Origin of the sequence: Pseudomonas sp. LAIL14HWK12:I7, assembly GCF_000483465.1 — a bacterium.
GTDB classification, from domain to species: domain Bacteria; phylum Pseudomonadota; class Gammaproteobacteria; order Pseudomonadales; family Pseudomonadaceae; genus Aquipseudomonas; species Aquipseudomonas kermanshahensis.
This window is the reverse complement of record NZ_KI519607.1, coordinates 234,468-257,192: the sequence shown is the minus strand read 5'-3', so window position 1 is coordinate 257,192 and position 22,725 is coordinate 234,468. Positions and strand designations below refer to the sequence as shown.

Genomic DNA, 22,725 nt, shown 5'->3' with positions numbered 1-22,725 from the left:
CACGAAGGTTACGTCCCCTTCGTCTAGTGGCCTAGGACACCGCCCTTTCACGGCGGTAACAGGGGTTCGAGTCCCCTAGGGGACGCCACTTTTACCCGCGTTTTGCGGGGCTTAAAGAGGCTCATTCGTCTATTGGATGAGCCTTTTGTTTTCGGGGCTATAGCTCAGCTGGGAGAGCGCCTGCATGGCATGCAGGAGGTCAGCGGTTCGATCCCGCTTAGCTCCACCAATTTTGCCGCGGTTTGTGAAAACGAACCGGCACGAAGGTTACGTCCCCTTCGTCTAGTGGCCTAGGACACCGCCCTTTCACGGCGGTAACAGGGGTTCGAGTCCCCTAGGGGACGCCATGTTTACCCGCATTTTGCGGGACTTTAAAGGCTCATTCGCTTATTGAATGGGCCTTTTGTTTTTCTCCCTTTCCCATTTTTCCGGCACCGACAGGTGATCGCTAATTTCGCTTGCCAAAAAATATGATGCTTATAATATTACAAGCATCATATTCGAGGTGGCCATGAACGACAAAAAGAGCAAAACCCGCGAGCGGATTCTCGAAGCTGCGCGCAGCGCCTTGATCCAGCACGGGCCGGCTGAGCCGAGCGTCAGCCAGGTCATGGGGGCTGCAGGCCTGACGGTAGGGGGGTTCTATGCCCATTTCGAGAGCAAGGACGAACTCATGCTGGAGGCTTTTCGCCAGTTATTGGGCGAACGGCGGGACTTGCTGGCGCAGGTCGACCCCAGCCTGGATGGCGAGGCGCGCCGGGCGTTGGTGACGGCGTTCTACCTTTCGCGCAAGCACCGCGACGCGCAAGTGCATGCCTGCCCGCTGCCCAACGCCCTGGGCGAAATGCAGCGCCTGCCAGAGGTGTTCCGCGAGGTGCTGGCCGAGCACATCGAGCTGATGACCGCGAAAATGGTCGACCGCCCCGAAGACATCGACAAAGCACTGGCCGACCTGGCGCTGATGGTCGGTGGCCTGGCCCTGGCGCGGGCCTTGGGCACTGGCGAGCTTTCTGACCGTGTATTGCGTGCCGCCAAGTCGGCGGTGATCTGAATAACCACAATGCTGGAGCAAGGCGATGACTACCCTGAGCTGGATTCGTGGCGTCAATGGCACCCTGGGCCACCTGGCCCCTGAGCATGTGGCCGGCAAGATGCGCCGCGCATTCATGACCCCACGTACATTGCCCCCAAAAGCGTGGGAGTTGCCGCTGCTGGCCAAAGCCGAGCGCATCACCCTGCGCTTCGGGCTGTCGGCGTTGCGTTGGGGCAAGGGGCCGACAGTATTGCTGATGCACGGTTGGGAAGGGCGCCCCACCCAGTTTGCCGCGTTGATCGAGGCCCTGGTCCAGGCCGGGCATACAGTGGTGTCGTTGGAGGGGCCGGCACATGGTCGCTCTCCAGGCCATCAAGCTCACGTGGTGTTGTTCGCCCGCGCACTGCTGGAAGCGGCTGCCGAGCTGCCGCCGTTGCGCGCGGTGATAGGCCACTCCATGGGTGGGGCCAGTGTGTTGCTGGCGTTGCAGATGGGGCTGCGCGCGGAGGCGGCAGTGAGCATCGCTGCACCCGCCCGGTTGCTCGGCGTGTTGCGCGGCTTCGCGCATCGCCTGGGGTTGCCGGCGCGCGCACGGGCCGCATTCATACGCCAGGTGGAGCGGGATGTGGGGATGCAGATCACGCGCCTGGATGTCAGTGGTTACCAGTTGGAACTGCCAGGCTTGGTGGTACATGCGGCTGACGATGGCCTGGTGGCTGCCGATGAGGCCCATATCATCCACAAGGCCTGGTTCGACAGCCGCTTGCTGCTACTGGAGGAGGGCGGGCACCAGCGAGTGCTGGCCGACCCGCGCCTGGGCGAGGCGGTGCTCGAATTGCTTGCACGGGCCGGCGCGCCGGCCCGGCAAAGGGCCTGAGCATCCGTTACACTGGCTTTCAGTTGTGTTTTTGTTATTAGGAGCGTGCATGAGCTGGGACTTGGCAACACCCTTCATCATCGACCTGCGTGTCGGCAGCGAGGACATCGACGGCCTCGGCCACGCCAACAATGCCACCTATGTCACGTGGCTCGAACGCTGCGCCTGGCGCCACTCTCAGCGCCTGGGCCTGGACCTCGCCGAGTACCGCCGCCTGGACCGGGCCATGGCGGTGGTGCGCCACGAAATCGATTACCTGGCCGCGGGCTATGAAGATGACGAGCTGCAGCTGGCGACCTGGATCATCGACTGGGACCAGCGCCTGCGCATGACCCGCCGCTTTCAGCTCAAGCGCCCGCGTGATGGCGTGACCCTGTTGCGGGCGCAGACCACCTTCGCCTGTATCGAATTGTCCAGCGGCAAGCCCAAGCGCATGCCTGCAGCGTTCATCGAGGGGTACGGCCAAGCGCTGATCGGTGCCTGAAGGGCTGTGGTTTTTTGTTAGACTGCCGCCTTTTCCCGCCGAGACCCTCACATGCAAATTGCCCTGGCCCCCATGGAGGGGCTGGTCGACAACATCCTGCGCGACGTCCTGACCCGAGTGGGTGGCATCGATTGGTGCGTCACCGAGTTCATCCGCGTGTGCGACCGCCTGCTGCCGGCATCCTCGTTCGACAAGCTAGCGCCTGAATTGCGCCAAGGCGCGCGGACCGCGGCCGGGGTGCCGATGCGTGTGCAACTGCTGGGCGCCGACCCGGTCTGCCTGGCCGAGAACGCAGCGCTGGCCTGTGAGCTGGGCGCACCGGTAATCGACCTGAACTTCGGTTGCCCAGCCAAGACCGTGAACAAGTCGCGCGGCGGCGCGGTGCTGCTCAAGGAGCCAGAACTGCTGCACGCCATCGTCCGCGAAGTGCGCCGTGCGGTGCCGGCGCATATCCCGGTGACGGCGAAGATGCGCCTGGGCTTCGACAGCCCCGATGGCGCGCTGGAATGCGCCACGGCCCTGGCCGAAGGCGGTTCGGCGCATCTGGTGGTGCACGCCCGCACCAAGGTCGAGGGCTACAAGCCGCCCGCTCACTGGGAGTGGGTGGCGCGGGTGCAGGATGTGGTCAAGGTGCCGGTGTTCGCCAATGGCGAAATCTGGACCGTGGACGACTGGCGCCGCTGCCGTGAGGTCAGTGGTGCCGAACACATCATGTTGGGGCGTGGGCTGGTGTCGCGGCCCGACCTGGGCGTACAGATTGCCGCTGCCCGCGAGGGGCGCGACTACCAGCCGATGAGCTGGGACGACCTGCTACCGCTGCTGCGCGAGTTCTGGCGCCAGGCCCAGGCCAAGCTGTCGCCGCGCTATGCGCCGGGGCGGATGAAGCAATGGCTGGCAATGCTGACCCGCAGCTACCCGGAGGCGGTCGTGCTGTTTGCCGAATTGCGTCGCGAAGATGATTGCGCGCGGATCAGCCGGTTGTTGGGGGGTGAGGTACAGGCATTCGAGGCGTGTGTTGCCTGATCACGGGGAATTGCCCGATTCACGGTAGGAGCAACCTTGTGCTGCGAAGAGGTCCGTGACCCCAGTGATTTCTCGCTGTGGGCACAGGCCCCTTCGCAGCACAAGGCTGCTCCTACACAGGTTGTGATGGAACGCAAACCCGCTCAAAAAATTTTTCGTGGTCCCTCTTGAAAGCCATTTCACCGACCTTATCTTTTGAGTACGCGATGCCGAACTCGGGTCGCGCAGTGACTTACTTGCTGAATCTCAGGAGTTTATGACCATGACCACCGCTTTCTCTCTCGCTCCACTGTTCCGTCATTCCGTTGGCTTCGACCGTTTCAACGACCTGTTCGAATCCGCGGCACGTAACGAGGCCGGTAGCAGCTACCCGCCCTACAACGTGGAAAAACATGGCGAAGACCACTACCGCATCGTGGTTGCCGCAGCCGGTTTCCAGGAGCAGGACCTCGACCTGCAAGTCGAAAAAGGTGTCCTGACCGTCTCCGGTGGCAAGCGCGACAACAGCGCCGCAGAAGTGACCTACCTGCATCAGGGCATCGCCCAGCGCGCCTTCAAGCTGTCGTTCCGCCTAGCCGACCACATCGAGGTCAAGGCTGCGGGCCTGGCCAATGGTTTGCTCAGCATCGACCTGCTGCGCATCGTGCCTGAAGAAGCCAAGGCCAAACGCATCCCGATCAATGGCGACAAGCCAGCGCTGAACTGAGTGTAAGGCTGTGACAAAAAGGGCACCTTCGGGTGCCCTTTTTTGCGTGCGGGCAGTCAGTAATCCGCAGGCGCTTCCAGCAGCATCTGCCGGAATTCCTGCAACGGCAGCGGCCGGCTGTGCAGGTACCCTTGATACAAATGGCAGCCCAGTTTCTCCAGAAACTCCAGTTGCTCGGTCAGCTCCACCCCTTCGGCAATCACCGCCAGGTCCAGGCTGTGGGCCATGGCGACGATGGCGCGGACGATCTCGGCGTCATTAGGGTCTATCGGTGCGTCGCGCACGAAGGTCTGGTCGATCTTCAGTGCATCCACCGGCAAGCGCTTGAGGTAGGTCAGTGACGAATAGCCCGTGCCGAAGTCGTCCATGGCAAAACTTACCCCGTAACGCTTCAGCTCGCGCATCTTGCTGATGGTGTCTTCCAGGTTCTGGATGACGATGCCTTCGGTGATTTCCAGCTTCAGCATCCGCCGTGGCAAGCGGTAGTCGTCCAGGCTGCGCAGCACCCGCCCGACGAAATCGTTTTGGCGGAACTGCCGCGGGCTGATGTTTACGCACAGGCTGAAATCATCAGCGTCGATCAACCCGTCCGTGAGCATGCGCGCGCAGGCATCGCAGGCTTCGTCGAGGATCCAGCTGCCTACTTCCAGGATCAGGCCGCTTTCTTCCAGTACCTGAATGAACTGCGCCGGTGGCTGCTGGCCGAGCTGTGGGTGGTGCCAGCGCAGCAGCACTTCGGCACCGACAATACGGTTGTCGCGGGCATCCACCTGGGGCTGGAAGTGCAAGGCCAGCTCACCCCGGGCGAGCGCCAGGCGCAGGTCGTTTTCCATGCGCAGGCGCTCGCTGGCAGCCTTTTGCATGGTGGTGTGGAACAACTGGGTGGTATTGCGCCCGGAGTCCTTGGCCCGGTACAGGGCGATATCGGCACGCTTGAGCAGGTCGGCGGGGGTGGTGCCGTGGTCGGGGATCAACGCCACGCCGATGCTGGGGGTTACCTGCAGGCGCTGGCCATCCAGCGACATCGGTTCGGCCAGCAGTTCGCGCAGGGTATCGGCCAGCTCGCGCACTTTGCTTTCGACCTGTTCGCGGCTGCCTTCCAGGCCGCTGAGCAGCACCACGAATTCATCGCCCCCCAGCCGCGCCACGGTATCTTCCAGGCGCACGCTGGCCTCCAGGCGCGCGGTGATGATCTTCAGTACCGTATCGCCTACCGGGTGGCCCAAGGAGTCGTTGATGTGCTTGAAGTGGTCGAGGTCAAGGAACAGCAGCGCGCCACGCAGGTTGTGGCGCTTGAGCAGGGCGATCTGCTGGCTCAGGCGGTCCATCAGCAGGGCGCGGTTGGGCAGGTTGGTCAGCGGGTCGTGGTACGCCAGGTGGCGGATCTGCGCCTGGGCATTTTTCAGTTGGCTGACATCGCGGGCGGTCAGCAGCAGGCAGTCGGTTTCGTTGAGGGTGATCGGTTCCACCGACACTTCGACGGTGAGGATATCGCCGCGCTTGTTGCGCCCGAGCATCTCCCGATGGTGCACTCGGCCACGCTCTTTGAGCTCGGCGAGCAGGGCGCTGCGCTGCTTGTCATCGGCCCAGATGCCCAGTTCATACACGCTGCGCCCAACCACTTCGGCCGCGCTGTAGCCGGTGAGCCGGCAGAAACCGTCGTTGATTTCCAGGTAGCGGCCGCTGTAGCGCTCGGTGATGGTGATGGCATCAGGGCTTGAGTGGAAGGCCTTGGCGAACTTCTCTTCGCTGGATTTCAGCGCCGCCTCGGCCCGTTGCTGCTGGGTAATGTCGCGTAGGGTGGTGACGCTGCAGGGGTGGTCATCGACGCTGATCAGGCAGCTGGATATCACGCAGGTCAAGGGCGCGCCGTGGCGGTGGTTGACCACCACCGCCACGTTGCTCAAGGCCTGTTCGCGGATCACCCGCTCGATGCGCTGCGCACGTTCGATGGACTCAGCCCACAGGCCGATTTCCTCGGCGGTGCGGCCGATCACTTGGTCGGCGCTCCAGCCGAACGTCTGGGTAAAGGCCGGGTTGATCTCGATGAACTGGCCGGTGTCCTGGCGGGTCACGCAGATGGGGTCAGGGCTGACCTGGAACAGGCTGGCGAATTTTTCTTCCGAGGCGCTGAGGCGTTGCTCGCGCTCGACCTGGTCGGTGATGTCCAGCAGGGTGCCGGCCATGCGCAAGGGGTTGCCCTGGTCGTCCCGGTACAGCCGTGCGCGGCTTTCGATATAGCGTGACGCGCCGTTCTCCAGCTGCACGCGGTAAGTGATCTGGTAATTGCCCGCAGGCCCTTCGCGCAGGCTGCGGTAGGCCTGGCGCATGACATTGCGCTCTTCCTCCGGTACGCCCTCGAAAAAGGCATCGAACGATTCGTGGAAGGGGATCGGGTCCAGCCCGTGCAGTTGCGCGGCACGGGCCGAGCCGTAGAGCATGCCGCTGGGGATGTGCCAGTCCCAGGTGCCCAGCTGGGCTGAGTCCAGGGCCAGGTCGAGGCGCTCCTGGCTGTCCTTGAGGGCCTGTTCGGCACGCTTGCGTTCGGTAGTGTCGACGAAGGTGCTGAGCAAAAACGTCACCCCCTCCAGTTCGATGGCCTGGGTGCAGAGGATGCCGTCGTGCACCTTGTCGTTGCTGGCCCGGAACTGCACTTCCATGATCAGTGGGCCACCGCTGGCGCGGGTGGCGTCCAGCAGTTGCGGGCGCTGCTCGGGGTGCACCCACAGGCCCAGCTCCAGGCTGGTCTTGCCGATCACCTGGTTGCCTGGCCAGCCGAACATGTCTTCAAAATGCTGGTTGACCTCGAAGATCATGCCGTCGTGGCGGCGGCTCAGGAGGATGGCATTGGGGCTCAGGTGAAACAGCGTGGCAAAGCGTTTTTCCGAGTTGATCAGCGCCGTTTCGCGCTCGCGCTGGCGGGTTATCTCACGGATGACCCCGATCATCTGCGGTCGGCCGTGGCGGTCGTGAGTCAGGCTGCCGTTGATCTCCAGCCAGTGCAGGCTGCCATCCGGCCAGCGGATGCGGTGGCGCATCGCTTGCTCCACGGGCTCGCCGTTGACCACCGCCTGGAACAGCTGGCGGGTGCGTGCGCGGTCTTCTTCGGGCAGCAGGTCGAGGTAGTCGATGTCGTTGGGCAGCGGGCGTAGCGGGTCGAAACCGAACAGCGCCTGGGTACCGCGTGACCAGCTGACCCGGCCGGTTTCGATGTCCCACAGCCAGGCCCCCAGGCGGGCGCCGTTGAGCGCGGCGAGCAGTTGCGGGGCGTTTTGCCAGGCCTGTTCGGATTCCTGTGGGTCGGCCGCAGGAATGCGCGGCAGGCGCGGAAAGCGGTTTGCTGATTTGGGCATTGGTACCAGACCTTTGGCGTTTGACGCGTCCTTGAGTTGGAAATGCCGTACTGACGACCGGTCAGGCGGACCCTGCATGGCTGTCGAGCAGGGCCATGAAGGCCCTCGCCGCATTCGATAGCGTTCGCTCCGTGTGCAGAATGTAGCCTAGCTGGCGCGACAGCTGTATGCCGGGTAAAGCGATGGGTGCAACCTGATCATCGAGCATGGTGCGCGGCAGCACGCTCCAGGCCAGGCCGATGGAAACCATCATCTTGATGGTTTCCAGGTAGTTGGTGCTCATGGCGATGTTCGGCGTCAGGCCCTGGCTTTCGAACAGCCGCTGGACGATGTGGTGTGTAAAGGTATTACCACCGGGGAAGACCGCCGGGTGGCGCGCGACATCGGCCAGGCTGACCGCGTGGTTGTTGGCCAGCGGGTGTTCCGGGGCCGCCACGAAGTCCAGCGCGTCGTCCCACACCGGGATCGCCTTGATCAGGTGGTGGGGCTCTGGCGCCAGGGTGATAACGGCAATTTCAGCGCGGCCATGGAGTATCTCGTCGTAGGCAGCTTCTGAGTCCATGAACTGAATATCCAACGCCACCGAAGGATACTGCCGGGTAAAGGCCCGTAAAAGCGGGGGCAAGCGGTGCAAGCCGATATGGTGGCTGGTGGCCAGGGTCAACCGACCACTCACTTCCCCGGTCAAATTGGTCAGCGCGCGTCGGGTATCATCAAGCACGTTGAGAATCTGATAGGCCCGTGGCAACAGCGCCCGCCCGGCCTCGGTCAGGGTCACTTCACGCCCCAGTCGGTCGAACAGGCGCACGTCCAGTTGTTGCTCAAGCCCGGCGATGCGTTTGCTGATGGCGGGCTGGGTCAGGTGCAGGCGTTCGCCGGCCCCCGAGAAGCTGCCGGTCTCGGCAATGGCGATAAAAGCGCTGAGGTTGGCCAGATCCATCTTTCAGATTCCTGGTGGTTATGCAAAGCATAAAAATTATGAATTTGAGTTATTCAATCTATCGCCATAGCATCGTCCGTACAAGCCAAGGGGTCTTTGGCATAGAAAGACGCTGATGAGGAACAGTCTGATGGCTGGCAAAACGCTCTACGACAAACTCTGGGAAGCCCATGAGGTCAAGCGCCGTGATGACGGCTCGTCCTTGATCTACATCGACCGCCACATCATCCACGAAGTGACGTCGCCCCAGGCCTTTGAAGGCCTGCGCCTGGCGAACCGCAAGCCATGGCGCATCGATACCAACATCGCCACCCCTGATCACAACGTGCCGACCACGCCAGAGCGCAAGGGCGGTATCGACGCCATCGTCGACCAGGTGTCGCGCCTCCAGGTGCAGACCCTCGATGAGAACTGTGACGAGTACGGCATCGTCGAATTCAAGATGAATGACGAGCGCCAGGGCATCGTCCACGTCATCAGTCCGGAGCAAGGTGCCACCTTGCCGGGCATGACCGTGGTCTGCGGCGACTCGCACACGTCCACCCACGGCGCTTTCGGTGCCTTGGCCCACGGCATTGGCACCTCCGAGGTCGAGCATGTGCTCGCCACCCAGTGCCTGGTCGCCAAGAAGATGAAGAACATGCTGGTGCGCGTCGAAGGTGAATTGCCTGCAGGCGTCACTGCCAAGGACATCGTCCTCGCCGTCATCGGCAAGATCGGCACTGCGGGTGGCAACGGCCACGCCATGGAATTCGCCGGCAGCGCTATCCGTGGCTTGTCCATGGAAGGCCGCATGACCATCTGCAACATGTCGATCGAAGCCGGTGCCCGCGTGGGCCTGGTGGCGACCGATGCCACCACCGTCGCCTATGTCGAAGGCCGCCCCTATGCACCGAAGGGCGAGCAATGGAAGCAAGCCGTCGAGTCGTGGAAAGACCTCGTCTCCGATGAAGACGCCGTGTTCGACACCGTGGTCGAACTGGATGCCGCGCAAATCAAACCACAGGTCAGCTGGGGCACATCGCCCGAGATGGTGTTGGCCGTTGATCAGCGCGTACCGGACCCAGCTGCCGAAGCTGACCTGGTCAAGCGGGGCTCGATCGAGCGTGCCTTGAAGTACATGGGCCTGACCGCCAACCAGGCGATCACCGATATTCAGCTGGACCGCGTGTTCATCGGCTCGTGCACCAACTCGCGGATCGAAGACCTGCGCGCCGCGGCCGAAATCGCCAAGGGCCGCAAAGTGGCCGCTACCGTCAAGCAGGCCATCGTCGTCCCGGGCTCGGGCCTGGTAAAGGCGCAAGCCGAGCGTGAAGGCCTGGACAAGATCTTCCTCGAAGCCGGCTTCGAGTGGCGCGAGCCGGGTTGCTCGATGTGCCTGGCGATGAACCCGGACCGCCTGGAAAGCGGCGAGCACTGTGCCTCGACGTCCAACCGCAACTTTGAAGGCCGCCAGGGTGCCGGTGGTCGTACCCACCTGGTCAGCCCGGCCATGGCCGCCGCCGCTGCGGTGACTGGCCACTTCATCGATGTCCGCGAGTTGATCCAAGGGAGCGCAGCATGAAAGCCTTTACCCAGCACACTGGCCTCGTCGCGCCGTTGGACCGTGCCAACGTCGACACCGACCAGATCATCCCCAAGCAATTTCTCAAGTCGATCAAGCGCACCGGCTTCGGCCCCAACCTGTTCGACGAGTGGCGCTACCTGGACGTGGGCCAGCCCTACCAGGACAACAGCAAGCGCCCGTTGAACGAAGAGTTCGTGCTTAATCACGCGCGCTACCAAGGTGCAAGCGTGTTGCTGGCGCGGGAAAACTTCGGTTGTGGTTCGAGCCGCGAACACGCGCCATGGGCGTTGGACGAGTACGGCTTCCGCAGCGTCATCGCACCGAGCTTTGCCGACATCTTCTTCAACAACAGCTTCAAGAACGGCTTGCTGCCGATCATCCTCAGCGATGAGGAAGTCGACGAGCTGTTCAAGCAGGTCGAAGCCAACCCTGGCTATCAGCTGACCATCGACCTGCAAGCCCAGGCCGTGACCCGTCCTGATGGCAAGGTGCTGCACTTCGAGATCGACGCGTTCCGCAAGCACTGCTTGCTCAACGGCCTCGATGACATCGGCCTGACCTTGCAGGACGGCGATTCGATCAAGGCCTTCGAAGCCAAGCACCGCGCCAGCCAGCCTTGGCTGTTTCGGGATGCCTGATAGGCGTAGGTGACAGGGCTGGCCCCTTCGCGGGGCAAGCCCGCTCCCACAGGAACTCCTCTGCCCTAAAGTCTTGTGCAGTACTTGTGGGAGCGGGTTTACCCGCGAAAGGGCCGGTAAAGGCAACAAGAAACCAAAAGGATTTATACATGACCAGCACCACCCACACCGACGTGGTCCAACGTCAGTTCGGCGAGCAGGCCAACGCCTACCTCAGCAGCGCCGTGCACGCCCAGGGCACCGAATTCGCCCTGCTGCAAGCCGCGCTGGCCGGCCAGGCCGAGGCCCGTGTGCTGGACCTGGGCTGCGGTGCCGGTCATGTCAGTTTCCACGTTGCGCCCTTGGTCGCCGAGGTGGTCGCCTATGACCTGTCGCAGTCCATGCTCGACGTGGTAGCCAGTGCCGCCGCCGACCGTGGCCTGGGCAATATCACCACGCAACGCGGCGCCGCCGAACGCCTGCCGTTCGCCGACGCCTCGTTCGACTTCGTTTTCAGCCGCTACTCGGCACACCACTGGAGCGACCTGGGCCTGGCCCTGCGCGAAGTGCGCCGCGTGCTGAAACCGGGCGGTGTGGCGGCCTTCATCGACGTCATGTCGCCGGGCAGCCCGTTGCTCGACACCTACCTGCAAACCGTCGAGGTGCTGCGCGACACCAGCCACGTGCGCGACTATTCCGTCGCCGAATGGCAGCGCCAAGTCAGCGAAGCTGGCCTGTATGTGCGCAGCCACACCCGGCAGCCGCTGCGCCTGGAGTTTGGCACCTGGGTCGAGCGTATGCGTACCCCCGAACCCATGCGTGTGGCCATACGCCAATTGCAGCAAGCCATGGGCGAGGAAGTGCGGCAGTATTACCAGATCGAAGCCGACGGCTCGTTCAGCACCGATGTGCTGGTACTGTGGGCTGAGCGCTGAGTTTTTTTCGGTGTGGCCGAGCTGGCCGCACCGCTTGAATGGATAGAGGAAAGCATGAGCAAGCAGATTCTGATTCTCCCAGGTGATGGCATTGGTCCGGAAATCATGGCCGAGGCGGTCAAGGTGCTGGAGCTGGCCAACGACAAGTTCCAGCTCGGCTTCAGCCTGGCCCACGACGTGATTGGTGGCGCGGCCATCGACAAGCACGGCGTGCCGCTGGCAGACGAGACCCTGGAGCGTGCGCGCCAGGCCGATGCTGTGCTGCTGGGCGCTGTGGGTGGCCCGAAATGGGACAAGATCGAGCGTGACATCCGCCCTGAGCGCGGCCTGCTGAAAATCCGTTCGCAATTGGGCCTGTTCGCCAACCTGCGCCCGGCCATCCTCTATCCGCAACTGGCCGATGCCTCGTCGCTCAAGCCGGAAATCGTCTCGGGCCTGGATATCCTAATCGTTCGCGAACTGACCGGTGGCATCTATTTCGGCGCGCCACGTGGCCAGCGTGAACTCGAAGGCGGCGAGCGCCAGGCGTATGACACGCTGCCCTACAGCGAAAGCGAAGTGCGCCGTATTGCCCGCGTCGGCTTCGACATGGCCCGTGTGCGCGGCAAGAAGCTGTGTTCGGTGGACAAGGCCAACGTTCTGGCGTCCAGCCAGTTGTGGCGCGAAGTGGTCGAAGACGTGGCCAAGGATTACCCGGATGTCGAGCTGAGCCACATGTACGTGGACAACGCGGCCATGCAGCTGGTGCGCGCGCCCAAGCAGTTCGACGTGGTAGTGACCGACAACATGTTCGGTGACATCCTGTCGGATGAAGCTTCCATGCTGACCGGTTCCATCGGCATGCTGCCGTCGGCGTCGCTGGATGCCAACAACAAGGGCATGTACGAGCCGTGTCACGGCTCGGCGCCGGACATCGCCGGGCAGGGCATCGCCAACCCGCTGGCGACCATTTTGTCGGTGTCGATGATGCTGCGTTACAGCTTCAACCAGCACGCTGCTGCCGAGGCCATCGAGCAGGCGGTCAGCCTGGTGCTGGACCAAGGGCTGCGCACCGGTGACATCTGGTCGGCCGGCTGCGACAAAGTAGGCACGCAGGAAATGGGCGACGCAGTAGTCGCAGCGCTGCGGAATCTGTAATCTCTCTGGCCCGCCACCGTTTTTGGTCGGTGGCGGCCCACTTTTAGCAAAGGTGTAGTTGCGATGAAACGTGTAGGTCTGATCGGTTGGCGCGGTATGGTCGGTTCCGTGCTCATGCAGCGGATGCTGGAGGAGCAGGATTTCGACCTTATCGAGCCGGTGTTCTTCACCACCTCCAATGTCGGTGGCCAGGGCCCGAACGTGGGCAAGGATATTGCTCCGCTCAAGGACGCTTATTCGATTGAAGAACTCAAGACCCTCGACGTGATCCTGACCTGTCAGGGCGGCGACTACACCAACGAGGTCTTCCCCAAGCTGCGTGAAGCAGGCTGGCAGGGTTACTGGATCGATGCCGCCTCGTCGCTGCGCATGCAGGACGACGCAGTGATCGTGCTCGACCCGGTCAACCGCAAGGTGATCGACCAGCAGCTCGACGCTGGTACCAAGAACTACATCGGCGGCAACTGCACCGTCAGCCTGATGCTGATGGGCCTGGGTGGCCTGTTCGAAGCTGGCCTGGTCGAGTGGATGAGTGCCATGACCTATCAGGCGGCCTCCGGTGCTGGCGCGCAGAACATGCGTGAGCTGATCAAGCAGATGGGCGCTACCCACGCGGCTGTGGCCGATGACCTGGCCAACCCAGCCAGCGCCATTCTCGACATCGACCGCAAGGTCGCCGAGGCCATGCGCAGCGAAGCCTACCCGACCGAGAACTTCGGCGTGCCGCTGGCTGGCAGCCTGATCCCGTGGATCGACAAGGAGCTGCCGAACGGCCAGAGCCGCGAAGAGTGGAAGGCCCAGGCTGAAACCAACAAGATCCTCGGCCGCTTCAAGAGCCCGATCCCGGTCGATGGCATTTGCGTGCGCATCGGCGCCATGCGCTGCCACAGCCAGGCGCTGACCATCAAGCTGAACAAGGACGTGCCGCTGGCCGATATCGAAGGCATGATCAGCCAGCACAACCCGTGGGTGAAGCTGGTGCCGAACCAGCGCGAGATCAGCATGCAGGAGCTGAGCCCGACCAATGTCACCGGTACCCTGAACATTCCGGTAGGTCGCCTGCGCAAGCTGAACATGGGTTCCCAGTACCTGGGCGCGTTCACCGTCGGCGACCAGCTGCTGTGGGGCGCTGCCGAGCCGCTGCGCCGCATGCTGCGGATCCTGCTGGAACGTTAAACCGGGTTTGATCGTTCGAAGCCCTGCAAGGCGTTGGCCTTGCAGGGCTTTTTTATTTCACACAGCGTTGGTCATGAGCGGCTCATGCGCGATCTGCAATCATTGCAGTTCAATTGTGTAGATAAAGACCTGGGAGTCACCCGCCAAGGGCTTAAGCGAAACCGAACCATCCTGCCCTACATCCACGAATTGACCAGTCTTCTTGTTCTGAAGGCGAATCCTGTGGAGCTGCCCTGCCAGGTCCTTTCGAGTTAACCAGGTGAGCCTGTCCGCACGCGGTTGCGCGCACCCCTGAAGCTTCAACTCGTCGTTCAGGCATTGGCCAGCGCCGTTCATGAGCGTGAGTTCGGTACTTCCATCTGGCAGCGGCAGGGTGGCCGTGCTGATCATGTACCAACTTTTCAGGTGATTGGGCTCGCAGGTCGACACTGCTACTGTTTCGCCCGAAGTTATCAGGCATCGACCTTTGTGCGTCACCATGAACTTCAGTAGCGCCTGTTTCTGGAACCGTTGGCCTGGGCTGTAGGTCAGCGGGGCAAGCAGTGGGGTATCGTTACCTTGGATGGTGGTGATGAACGTTCCGGTAGTCAGTTCTTGTAGATAGATTTCAGAAGGGGTCTGGGTCAGGTCTTGGCGCGTCCACCAAGCGGTATCTTTGCGAGGGAAATGGCATTCGCCAGTTGCTAACTGAGTGTTGATGCAACGGCCCGAGAGGTCGACTGGCTCGTAGGTGTCGAACAGCTGGGGGAACACTTTCTTTTGAGGGAGACGCCAAATTGCGTCCGCATTGCAGGTCGCAAGTTTCAAACCTTGATCGGTGGCCGCTAGGCAGGCGTTTCGTTCTTTTGAATACAGCCATTGCGGCTCCCAGACCTGGTTTATCTGCTCGCCGTGCTCGGCCCCCATGCTAATGACCTGGGGAAGGCGGTTCTCTTCCAGCGGTCGCTCATAAATGATGGCGTCATCCACTTTGAGCACCGCTTTGACAGGTTTGCGCTGGGAGCTGACATTGAAAACGGCCGTTTTCAATGTGTCCTTCGCGATGGGGCCGGCGTAGAGTGGGTGTGTTTCGATGGCGCCGCTGGCGTAATGAATATCGACCCGATAAGTGTGCGGGTTGCAATCGTCGCCTGGCTTGAAATGTTGCAATTCGTTCTCGCTGCTATTGGCGAGCAAGGCCAGGTCGCCGGTGCCAGTGGGGGTAATGAACCGGCCTGTGTTGCTTTCTTGCAGCTTGAGCAGGCGAGATTGATTCGTGATGTCTATGCGGCCGCGCCAGCGAACTTGTCGTTCGGCGTTGACGCAATGGTGAAAGTGAAAATTGAATTCCAGGCATTTTCCCTCCCTGTTACGCACGACGACAATCGGCGCGAGTGGCGCTTCCGCTGCGTTATCAGGGGGTACGGTTTCTAGGGTTAATTGAGCCGATTCGTCATCGCAAGCTCTCAATACCAGCCGGTCGTGTTCCGAGGCGAGGCATTGCAAGGTTGTCGTCATCAATACGGAATAGCTCGCGCTGCGCTCTGGGCGGGTCGCAGCACTGGCGGATAACTGTGCAGGGCTGAAGACATTTCCATAGTTGCTCAAAATGGCCGGATAGATTTGGTTGATGCCATCCCGGTTGTGTGACGGGTCTGAAAAGGTCACCACCAAGGTATGTACCGGCACTGCAGTTTCAATAGGGACTCGATTTGATGCGGGCGAAAGCAACGACGGCAGGGGGGCAGGTTGCCGAATGCCAGGGTCAGGGAGGCCGTGAGAGGGGGCAGTCACCGCAAGGCCGTTGCCTTCCTTGGCGGCAACGGCAGTGACGCCCATGGCCGGCGGGCGGTGGTCGTCAAACACATCAGCGTACTTTGCGCCGTCCGGCAGCCGTCCGAAGCGCTGTTGTACACGCAGCGTCTGCTGGTGGTTATAGGGAGAAATATAGCGTTTCCAACTGGCGCCTTCTGTCGATTTCAGGCCCAGCTTTTCGAACTCGTCAATCAAGGGCGCCGAAGCGGGACCGGAAGCCCAAGGCGGGGCGGAGAGTGATCCAACAACCTGGCCGAAGTAGTGCAAGCCCAGATGGTCTACCGGCAGACTGTAGCGGTGTGGGTCAGGATGTATGTGTGGCAGAAAGACATTGTCATACGCCCTGTACGACCAGTCTTCGTAGCGTGGGGGTGTATCGTGAGGAAGGCCAAAGGCGTGGCCTGTTTCATGCCAGAAGCCATTGGGGTAGTAAGGGTAATTGCAGCTGTTGCCTCCACAGCTGGCGCCTACGCCTGGCGGCAAAGGAGGCATGTCTTCTGGCGTGTCGAGCAATTGCCCCGTAATGGCCACAGGGTATCCAGATTTCTTGTCGCCCAGGTTCGAAGCCGCGCGCCAGAAATGACCCATGCCCACTTTGGCTGGTAACGTTTTGTCGCCGAACGCAGCCCACTCCATGCCATTCGTCTTGTCGTAAACATGCGGCTTTTGGTCGGGTCCCATGGCAATGATGCGTGGCCAGTAGGCTTTGCCGGTGCCTAGGTGAAGGCGTTGAGTGGGCACTTCGGAAAGCATTTCCCGTGCTGCAATACGCGCGGCAGTGGGGTTGTACTCACCGTCGAACTGATCGAGGGTATCCCTGCACGTCGACTTATCCTTGAAGATGCAGCCCTTGATGTTCATCAGCGTCAGCCCCTCGCTTTCAGGGGTCATGAACACGAATTTGTCAGCGGGTAGCGAGCCTTGAATGCTCGGGTTGCCAGCTTGCTGAAAACTGATGCGCGCATCGGCGGTGAACAGGTTCCAGGGGATCTGATAGCTGAACGTGTTTTCCCTGAACTTCGGGTAGCTGCCCTCAATGGTATTTCCAGAGAAGGTGTCCTTCTGGTCATATACCGCGGTGCCTGGAAGTGCTTCCGGGCGATCCATGCGTACGGTGGTGGTGCGGCCATCCAGCGTTATGGTCATTTCCACGTCAGTGACGGGCTTGTTGGGCCTGAACAGCACCAGGGCCGCTTTGTGCGGCACCAGAAACGGGTCGAAGATTCTGCGGGTCGCCGCTACCACATGCGTTTGGGCAAAGTCGACCTGCCCCCCCAGAGCGCCCTGCAGATCATTTCTCGGCGCATCCGCGAAGTTAGTCGGGCCGTAATCCTGAGGTACGCAGGCGCTAGTGACCAAACATGACAGCAGCGTTGTTATCAGGAGTGGGCGCATACGTGTGTCTCGATGAATAGACGTCAGGCAAGATTGGGTGCGATCGAGAAATTCTGATACTGGCAAAAATGTCAGGTAGCGCCTGTCATTCTGGCCGGCCTGATGTTCGGCTGTCGGTCGCAGAGGGGCTGGCGTATTGAGGGTGTTCGTTGTTCCATAATCCGAGTAAAGTGCCGCCCCCCGCCGTTTCAGCAAAAGGATCCCCTCCATGACCCAACCCCTGGACATCGCCGTCGTCGGCGCCACCGGTAGCGTCGGTGAAACCCTCGTACAGATCCTCGAAGAGCTGGCATTTCCGGTCGCGACCCTGCACCTGCTGGCCAGCATGGAGTCGGCGGGCAGCAGCGTGATGTTCGCAGGCAAGAAGATCAAGGTGCGTGAAGTCGACAGTTTCGATTTCGCCCAGGTCAAACTGGCCTTCTTCGCTGCCAGCCCTGGCGTCAGCCGCAGTTTCGCCAGCAAGGCCCAGCAGGCGGGCTGCACGGTCATCGACCTGTCCGGCGGCCTTGACGACGCCCTTGCCGTGGTGCCGGAAGCCAATGCCGACAGCATCGCCAACCTGAAGCTGCCTGCGCGCCTGGCCAGCCCAGGCTCTGCAGCCGTTGCCCTGGCTGTCGCGCTGGCACCGCTGAAAGGCCTGCTGGACATCGAGCGGGTGCAGGTCATGGCCAACCTGGCGGTCTCTGCCCAAGGCCGCGAAGCGGTCAACGAATTGGCCCGTCAAACCGCCGAGCTGCTCAATGCCCGCCCGTTGGAGCCGCGCTTCTTCGACCGCCAGGTGGCGTTCAACCTGCTGGCCCAGGTGGGTGCGGTTGACGAACAAGGCCATGCTGGCCTTGAGCGGCGCCTGGTCAGCGAGCTGCGCGAGCTGCTGGGGCAGCCCGAACTGAAGATTTCCGTGACCTGCATTCAAGTCCCGGTGTTTTTCGGCGATAGCTTCAGTGTGGCGGTGCAAAGCCGTAAACCGGTAGACCTGGCGGCAGTCAATGCTGCGTTGGAGAATGCCGACAGCGTCGAACTGGTCGCGCGCGACGATTATCCGACGCCGGTAGGTGACGCAGTGGGCCAAGACGTGGTCTATGTTGGACGTGTACGCCATGGTGTCGATGACGACCAGCAGCTCAACCTCTGGCTGACCACCGACAACCTGCGCAAAGGCGCTGCGCTCAACGCTGTGCAAGTGGCGCAATTGTTGATTAAACACAGGCTGTAAAAGATACTGCGAGCACTTTTGTCCTGCTCTGCATGCAGGTTTCGGGACGATTCATACAAGGGAAGAGGTCATGCTTCGAATTCGCAAACTGGTCCTGGCCATGGCTGCTGCCTCGGCGCTGTCGTCGGGCATGGCCAATGCGTTGGGCTTGGGGGAGCTGACCCTCAAGTCGGCACAGAATCAGCCGCTGGACGCCGAGATCGAATTGCTCGACGTGCGCGACCTCACTGCCGCCGAAGTGGCGCCGAGCCTGGCGCCGCCGGAAGAGTTCAGCAAGGCGGGGGTAACCTTTGCGACTTACCTCGAAGACCTGACATTCACGCCGGTGATCAACCCCAACGGCAAGAGCGTGCTGCGCGTCACCTCCAGCCAGCCGCTGCCGGGGTCTGTGGTCAAGTTTCTGGTGCAGGTGATGTGGCCGCAGGGGCGACTGCTGCGTGACTACAGCGTCCTGCTCGACCAGGCCAAGGCCCAGGGCAAACAGCCTGCGCCAGGCAATGTCGCACCCGCGGTGACGGGCGCCAGCAACTACACCACCCAGCGCCGCGACACCCTGTGGCAGATTGCTGCGCGCAACAGCCAGGGCGGCTCGATTCAGCAGACCATGATCGCGATCCAGGCGCTGAACCCGGACGCCTTCATTGGCAACAACATCAACCAATTGAAGGTGGGCCAGGTACTGCGCCTGCCCGACCAGCAACAAATCCAGGCCATTGCTCAGGGTGAGGCGGTTCGCGACGTGGCCGAGCAGTATGCGGCCTGGCGTGAAGGCCGGCGCCTGGGGCCGCGTGCCCGTCAGCTCGACGCCACCCGCCGCGGTGCCGCCGAGGCCGCGCCAGAGCGCATTGCCCAGGGTGACAACCTGCGCCTGGTCAGCCCCGGCAACCAGGCAGGCGCTGCGCCGGCCAAAGGGCTGAACGACAAACTGGCCGTGGCCCAGGAAAGCCTCGATACCAGCCGTCGTGACAACGATGAGCTCAAGAGCCGCATGGCGGACCTGCAGAGCCAACTGGACAAGCTGCAGCGTCTGATCGCGCTGAAAAACGACCAGTTGGCCCGGCTTGAAGCCCAGGGCGCAGCAGGTCAGGCGCCAGTCGCCGCTGCTCTGCCAGGCGAGCCTGCGCCGGCCAATCCGGCAGCTAATGCCGAGCCGGACGTTAAACCTGCACCGGCGGCCGTCGATACCGCGCCGGCCAGTGTGCCTGACGCCCAGCCGCGCGCTGACGGCGTGCTTGGCAACCCGTTGCTGCTGTGGCTGATTGCAGGGTCTGCGTTCCTTGTGCTGTTGTTGCTGCTGGTGCTGTTGATGCGCAAGCGCAAGGCCCAGGAAGAAGCCGAGAAACACCTGCGCATGGCGCGGGCCTTGGCTGAGGAAGAGCAGGGTGCGGGCCTGGATATCGATGCCGACAGCTTTGAAGGCCTGGAGGTTTCGGCGCCGAGCGTAACGCTGTCGCCAGCGGTGGTCGCGGCGTCTGCTGCTGCCGCCACTGCTGCAGAAAAGCCCGCGGTCGCGCTCGCCGAGCCAGCGCCGCAGCCAGACACGACGGCCGCCCTGTTGGCGGAAGTCGAGCAAAGCCTGCAAAGCGGCCGCCTGAATCATGCCGCCGAGCTGCTTGAAACGGCTCTTGCCGCAGAGCCTGAGCGTGACGTACTGCGCCTGAAACTGATGGAAGTGTATGCCCGTCAGGGTGATCACAGTGCGTTCGTCGAGCAGGAGCGTGTGCTGCCAGCGACTGAGCAGAATGTTGCTCAGGTCGACGAACTCAAAGGCCGTTTCCCAGCCATGCTGGGGCTGGCCGCCGCCGGTTTGGGTGCGGCAGCGTTGGCTGCCGAGATGGATGAGCAGTACGTGCAGGGCCTGCTGCAAGATCAGTCTGAGGCGCCGGTGGTTGAAGACATCGTGCCCGAGGCCGAGCCAGAGGTGCTGGCGGAGCCCGATTTTGTCGCAGAGCAAGCGCTGGACGACATCGTCGAGCCTGAGGCCGAGGCCATTAGCGAGGTTCCGTCGCTTGATGAGTCGGACCTGGACAGCGACTTCGACCTGAGCCTGGGTGAAGACCTGCCCGAGGAAGACCCGTTGGCAGCGCCGCTGCTGGACGAGCCAGTGCTGGACGAAGTTGTGCTGGATGAACCTGTATTGGACGAAGTGCAGGTAGAGGAACAGCCCGCTGCTGTGGAGGCTGAGCTGCAAACTGACGCTGAAACAGACATTGCCGCCGATGCCGATGCTGATTTCGAAGCGATGCTGGCGCAAGCCGAGCCTCAGCCCGTTGCCGATCTGGATGACTTCGACCTCGACGTCAGCGAGCCCGTGGCCCCGGCTGTCGCCGAAGAGGCGCCGGTAGACGTTGCCGCCGAGCTGGCAGCCTTCGACAGCATGCCAGAGTTTGACCCGATCACCGAACTGGACCTGCCGTCGGACTTCGACCTTTCGCTGTCGCTGGAGGATGACTCGCCGGCTGCCAAGAGCTTTGCTTCGGAGCTGGATGACGTCAACGCGGAGCTGGACAAGCTGTCCCAGAACCTCGAGTCGCCTTCGCTGGAGCCGCACTTCACCGCTGAAGACGCCGTTGAGCAGCCCGAGCCCGAGCCACTGGACGACTTGGACTTCGACTTCTTCTCTGGCAGTGATGAAGTCGCCACCAAGCTCGACCTGGCGCGCGCCTATATCGACATGGGCGACCACCAGGGTGCCCGTGACATCCTCGATGAAGTCGTCAAGGATGGCGACGGGACGCAGCGTCAGGAAGCCGAGGACCTGTTGTCTCGGTTGGTCTGAGCCCCGTTCTGAGGTCTCGCGGCTTAACAGATGTAACCACCCCCAACGGCAGCCCAACAGGGCTGCCGTTGTCGTTATAATCCCGCCATTGCGTAATCACCACAGGTTTCATGCTCTTGGACATCATCGACACCGCCGCCGAATCCGCGGCTGAAGGCTACTCCCGCATCGCCCTGGGCGTGGAATACAAGGGCTCGCGCTACCGCGGCTGGCAGCGCCAGGCCAGCGGCGTGCCCAGCGTCCAGCAAGCCCTCGAGCAGGCGTTGTCGAAAGTCGCGAACGAGCCGATTTCCGTGATCTGTGCCGGGCGAACTGATGCCGGGGTTCACGGTTGCGGGCAAATCGTGCACTTCGACACGCGCGCCATCCGCGATGAGCGCGCCTGGACCCTGGGCACCAATTTCAACCTGCCCCACGACATCAGCGTGGTCTGGTCGCGCCCGATGCCGGCGGACTTCCATGCCCGCTTCAAGGCCACCGCCCGGCGTTACCGCTACGTCATCTACAACGACCCGATCCGCCCCGCGCACCTGGCTGAGGAGGTGACCTGGAACCACCGCCCGCTGGATGTCGAACGCATGGCCGAAGCCGCCGAATTCCTGCTCGGTACCCACGACTTCAGTGCCTTCCGCGCCAGCCAGTGCCAGGCCAAGTCGCCGATCAAGCACATCCATCACCTGCGCGTCACCCGCCATGGCCAGATGATCGTGCTGGACGTGCGTGCCACGGCGTTCCTGCACCACATGGTGCGCAACATCGCCGGTGTGTTGATGACCATCGGCGCGGGTGAACGGCCCGCCACCTGGGCGCGGGAAGTACTGGAAGGGCGCAACCGCCGCGAGGGTGGGGTGACGGCACACCCGTACGGTCTGTACCTGGTGCAAGTGGAATACCCCGAAGCCTTCCAACTGCCCCAACGTTACATCGGCCCACACTTTTTGACCGGCTACGAGGCATTGGCAGACTGACGGGCCAAAAGCCTTTTGCTAACATCCGGCCTTCACCGAAACAGCAGGGTTCGCAGTCCATGAGCAACGTTCGCAGCAAGATCTGCGGGATTACCCGCATCGAAGACGCGCTGGCTGCCGCCGAGGCGGGGGCCGATGCCATCGGCTTCGTCTTCTACGCCAAGAGCCCGCGTGCCGTGGACGTGCGCCAGGCGCGCGCGATCATTGCCGAGCTGCCGCCGTTCGTGACCACTGTCGGGTTGTTCGTCAACGCGTCGCGTTGCGAGCTCAACGAGATCCTCGAAGTGGTTCCCCTGGACCTGCTACAGTTCCACGGCGATGAAGCCCCGCAAGACTGTGAAGGCTTCCATCGCCCCTGGATCAAGGCCCTGCGCGTGCGCCCGGGTGATGACCTGGAAGCGGCCTGCCGGCTTTATGCTGGCGCCCGCGGTATCTTGCTGGACACCTATGTGCCCGGCGTGCCCGGGGGCACGGGGGAAGCCTTTGACTGGTCGCTGGTACCGGCGCGCCTGAGCAAGCCGATTATCCTGGCCGGTGGCCTGGACGCGCAGAATGTCGGCCGGGCCATTGCCCAGGTCAGGCCTTATGCGGTGGATGTCAGTGGCGGGGTGGAGCAGGCCAAGGGCATCAAGGATGCGGCAAAGATCGAAGCCTTCATGCGTGCGGTGCAACAGGCGTGACGGTGGATGTGACGGTTGGCGGCGCACCATCGTCCATAGCTATCGCAG

Annotated in this window: 17 protein-coding genes and 3 tRNA genes; 17 read left to right on the top strand and 3 right to left on the bottom strand. The window is 62.3% G+C overall.

Going from position 1 to position 22,725, the window contains the following annotated elements:
- Positions 1 to 12: 12 nt before the first annotated feature.
- The 8 genes from D886_RS0126310 to D886_RS0126275 all read left to right on the top strand — a co-directional run bounded on the left by D886_RS0126310 (position 13) and on the right by D886_RS0126275 (position 4,123).
- Positions 13 to 88: transfer RNA gene (locus tag D886_RS0126310), tRNA-Glu, on the top strand.
- Between the two features lie 65 nt (positions 89 to 153).
- Positions 154 to 229 (top strand) — tRNA-Ala (locus D886_RS0126305).
- 42 nt (positions 230 to 271) lie between these two features.
- Positions 272 to 347: transfer RNA gene (locus tag D886_RS0126300), tRNA-Glu, on the top strand.
- Between the two features lie 164 nt (positions 348 to 511).
- The gene (locus D886_RS0126295; protein ID WP_027596739.1) at positions 512 to 1,051 is read left to right on the top strand and encodes a TetR/AcrR family transcriptional regulator; all 540 of its coding nucleotides are present in this window, start codon (positions 512 to 514) and stop codon (positions 1,049 to 1,051) included.
- A 25-nt stretch (positions 1,052 to 1,076) separates the two neighbouring features.
- Entirely contained in the window at positions 1,077 to 1,910 is an 834-nt protein-coding gene (locus D886_RS0126290; RefSeq protein ID WP_027596738.1) for an alpha/beta hydrolase, read from the top strand.
- Between the two features lie 49 nt (positions 1,911 to 1,959).
- Positions 1,960 to 2,394: a thioesterase family protein gene (locus D886_RS0126285; protein ID WP_027596737.1), complete on the top strand. Its 435-nt coding sequence runs from the start codon at positions 1,960 to 1,962 to the stop codon at positions 2,392 to 2,394.
- A 51-nt stretch (positions 2,395 to 2,445) separates the two neighbouring features.
- Positions 2,446 to 3,417, top strand: a complete 972-nt coding sequence (locus D886_RS0126280) for a tRNA-dihydrouridine synthase (protein WP_027596736.1) — start codon at positions 2,446 to 2,448, stop codon at positions 3,415 to 3,417.
- A gap of 262 nt (positions 3,418 to 3,679) precedes the next feature.
- Positions 3,680 to 4,123 (top strand): Hsp20 family protein, encoded by a 444-nt coding sequence (locus D886_RS0126275; protein WP_027596735.1) that lies wholly within the window; start codon positions 3,680 to 3,682, stop codon positions 4,121 to 4,123.
- 56 nt (positions 4,124 to 4,179) lie between these two features.
- On the opposite strand, the gene D886_RS0126270 is transcribed toward D886_RS0126275, so the two are convergent.
- Positions 4,180 to 7,476 (bottom strand): bifunctional diguanylate cyclase/phosphodiesterase, encoded by a 3,297-nt coding sequence (locus tag D886_RS0126270; RefSeq protein WP_027596734.1) that lies wholly within the window; start codon positions 7,474 to 7,476, stop codon positions 4,180 to 4,182.
- A gap of 61 nt (positions 7,477 to 7,537) precedes the next feature.
- The gene (locus D886_RS0126265) at positions 7,538 to 8,416 is read right to left on the bottom strand and encodes a LysR family transcriptional regulator (RefSeq protein WP_027596733.1); all 879 of its coding nucleotides are present in this window, start codon (positions 8,414 to 8,416) and stop codon (positions 7,538 to 7,540) included.
- 130 nt (positions 8,417 to 8,546) lie between these two features.
- Between D886_RS0126265 and leuC the strand changes: the two genes are divergently transcribed.
- From leuC to asd, 5 genes are all read left to right on the top strand, one after another.
- Positions 8,547 to 9,980, top strand: a complete 1,434-nt coding sequence (gene leuC, locus D886_RS0126260) for a 3-isopropylmalate dehydratase large subunit (RefSeq protein ID WP_027596732.1) — start codon at positions 8,547 to 8,549, stop codon at positions 9,978 to 9,980.
- Entirely contained in the window at positions 9,977 to 10,621 is a 645-nt protein-coding gene (gene leuD, locus D886_RS0126255; protein ID WP_027596731.1) for a 3-isopropylmalate dehydratase small subunit, read from the top strand. Before leuC ends, leuD begins: the two co-directional genes overlap by 4 nt.
- A gap of 149 nt (positions 10,622 to 10,770) precedes the next feature.
- Entirely contained in the window at positions 10,771 to 11,535 is a 765-nt protein-coding gene (locus tag D886_RS0126250; RefSeq protein WP_027596730.1) for a class I SAM-dependent methyltransferase, read from the top strand.
- A 54-nt stretch (positions 11,536 to 11,589) separates the two neighbouring features.
- A complete protein-coding gene (leuB, locus tag D886_RS0126245; protein ID WP_027596729.1) occupies positions 11,590 to 12,672 on the top strand; it encodes a 3-isopropylmalate dehydrogenase in 1,083 nt (360 codons plus the stop codon).
- A 63-nt stretch (positions 12,673 to 12,735) separates the two neighbouring features.
- Positions 12,736 to 13,848, top strand: a complete 1,113-nt coding sequence (gene asd, locus D886_RS0126240) for an aspartate-semialdehyde dehydrogenase (protein ID WP_027596728.1) — start codon at positions 12,736 to 12,738, stop codon at positions 13,846 to 13,848.
- Between the two features lie 99 nt (positions 13,849 to 13,947).
- Here asd and D886_RS27510 read toward each other — a convergent pair whose 3' ends face one another.
- A complete protein-coding gene (locus D886_RS27510; RefSeq protein ID WP_050580810.1) occupies positions 13,948 to 17,037 on the bottom strand; it encodes a TagA domain-containing protein in 3,090 nt (1,029 codons plus the stop codon).
- A gap of 208 nt (positions 17,038 to 17,245) precedes the next feature.
- Here D886_RS27510 and D886_RS0126230 point away from each other — a divergent pair, with 208 nt between their 5' ends.
- The 4 genes from D886_RS0126230 (at position 17,246) to D886_RS0126215 (ending at position 22,677) form a co-directional block, all read left to right on the top strand.
- Complete coding sequence (locus D886_RS0126230) at positions 17,246 to 18,250, top strand: aspartate-semialdehyde dehydrogenase (RefSeq protein WP_027596727.1); 1,005 nt, start codon at positions 17,246 to 17,248, stop codon at positions 18,248 to 18,250.
- Positions 18,251 to 18,320: 70 nt separating this feature from the next.
- Positions 18,321 to 21,029 carry a FimV/HubP family polar landmark protein gene (locus D886_RS0126225; protein ID WP_027596726.1) on the top strand — a complete coding sequence of 903 codons (2,709 nt, stop codon included), beginning with the start codon at positions 18,321 to 18,323 and terminating at the stop codon, positions 21,027 to 21,029.
- Between the two features lie 110 nt (positions 21,030 to 21,139).
- Positions 21,140 to 21,997: a tRNA pseudouridine(38-40) synthase TruA gene (gene truA / locus D886_RS0126220; RefSeq protein WP_027596725.1), complete on the top strand. Its 858-nt coding sequence runs from the start codon at positions 21,140 to 21,142 to the stop codon at positions 21,995 to 21,997.
- Positions 21,998 to 22,056: 59 nt separating this feature from the next.
- Entirely contained in the window at positions 22,057 to 22,677 is a 621-nt protein-coding gene (locus tag D886_RS0126215) for a phosphoribosylanthranilate isomerase (RefSeq protein ID WP_027596724.1), read from the top strand.
- Positions 22,678 to 22,725: the final 48 nt, after the last annotated feature.

What these genes read in the sequence shown, in the direction of transcription:
- leuC (WP_027596732.1), top strand. Translation starts at nt 8,547, where the DNA reads ATGGCTGGCAAAACGCTCTACGACAAACTCTGGGAAGCCCATGAGGTC.
- D886_RS0126230 (WP_027596727.1), top strand. Translation starts at nt 17,246, where the DNA reads ATGACCCAACCCCTGGACATCGCCGTCGTCGGCGCCACCGGTAGCGTC.
- D886_RS0126225 (WP_027596726.1), top strand. Translation starts at nt 18,321, where the DNA reads ATGCTTCGAATTCGCAAACTGGTCCTGGCCATGGCTGCTGCCTCGGCG.
- leuD (WP_027596731.1), top strand. Translation starts at nt 9,977, where the DNA reads ATGAAAGCCTTTACCCAGCACACTGGCCTCGTCGCGCCGTTGGACCGT.
- D886_RS0126295 (WP_027596739.1), top strand. Translation starts at nt 512, where the DNA reads ATGAACGACAAAAAGAGCAAAACCCGCGAGCGGATTCTCGAAGCTGCG.
- D886_RS27510 (WP_050580810.1), bottom strand. Translation starts at nt 17,037, where the DNA reads ATGCGCCCACTCCTGATAACAACGCTGCTGTCATGTTTGGTCACTAGC.
- D886_RS0126285 (WP_027596737.1), top strand. Translation starts at nt 1,960, where the DNA reads ATGAGCTGGGACTTGGCAACACCCTTCATCATCGACCTGCGTGTCGGC.
- leuB (WP_027596729.1), top strand. Translation starts at nt 11,590, where the DNA reads ATGAGCAAGCAGATTCTGATTCTCCCAGGTGATGGCATTGGTCCGGAA.
- D886_RS0126250 (WP_027596730.1), top strand. Translation starts at nt 10,771, where the DNA reads ATGACCAGCACCACCCACACCGACGTGGTCCAACGTCAGTTCGGCGAG.
- D886_RS0126270 (WP_027596734.1), bottom strand. Translation starts at nt 7,476, where the DNA reads ATGCCCAAATCAGCAAACCGCTTTCCGCGCCTGCCGCGCATTCCTGCG.
- D886_RS0126275 (WP_027596735.1), top strand. Translation starts at nt 3,680, where the DNA reads ATGACCACCGCTTTCTCTCTCGCTCCACTGTTCCGTCATTCCGTTGGC.
- asd (WP_027596728.1), top strand. Translation starts at nt 12,736, where the DNA reads ATGAAACGTGTAGGTCTGATCGGTTGGCGCGGTATGGTCGGTTCCGTG.
- D886_RS0126280 (WP_027596736.1), top strand. Translation starts at nt 2,446, where the DNA reads ATGCAAATTGCCCTGGCCCCCATGGAGGGGCTGGTCGACAACATCCTG.
- D886_RS0126290 (WP_027596738.1), top strand. Translation starts at nt 1,077, where the DNA reads ATGACTACCCTGAGCTGGATTCGTGGCGTCAATGGCACCCTGGGCCAC.
- truA (WP_027596725.1), top strand. Translation starts at nt 21,140, where the DNA reads ATGCTCTTGGACATCATCGACACCGCCGCCGAATCCGCGGCTGAAGGC.
- D886_RS0126265 (WP_027596733.1), bottom strand. Translation starts at nt 8,416, where the DNA reads ATGGATCTGGCCAACCTCAGCGCTTTTATCGCCATTGCCGAGACCGGC.
- D886_RS0126215 (WP_027596724.1), top strand. Translation starts at nt 22,057, where the DNA reads ATGAGCAACGTTCGCAGCAAGATCTGCGGGATTACCCGCATCGAAGAC.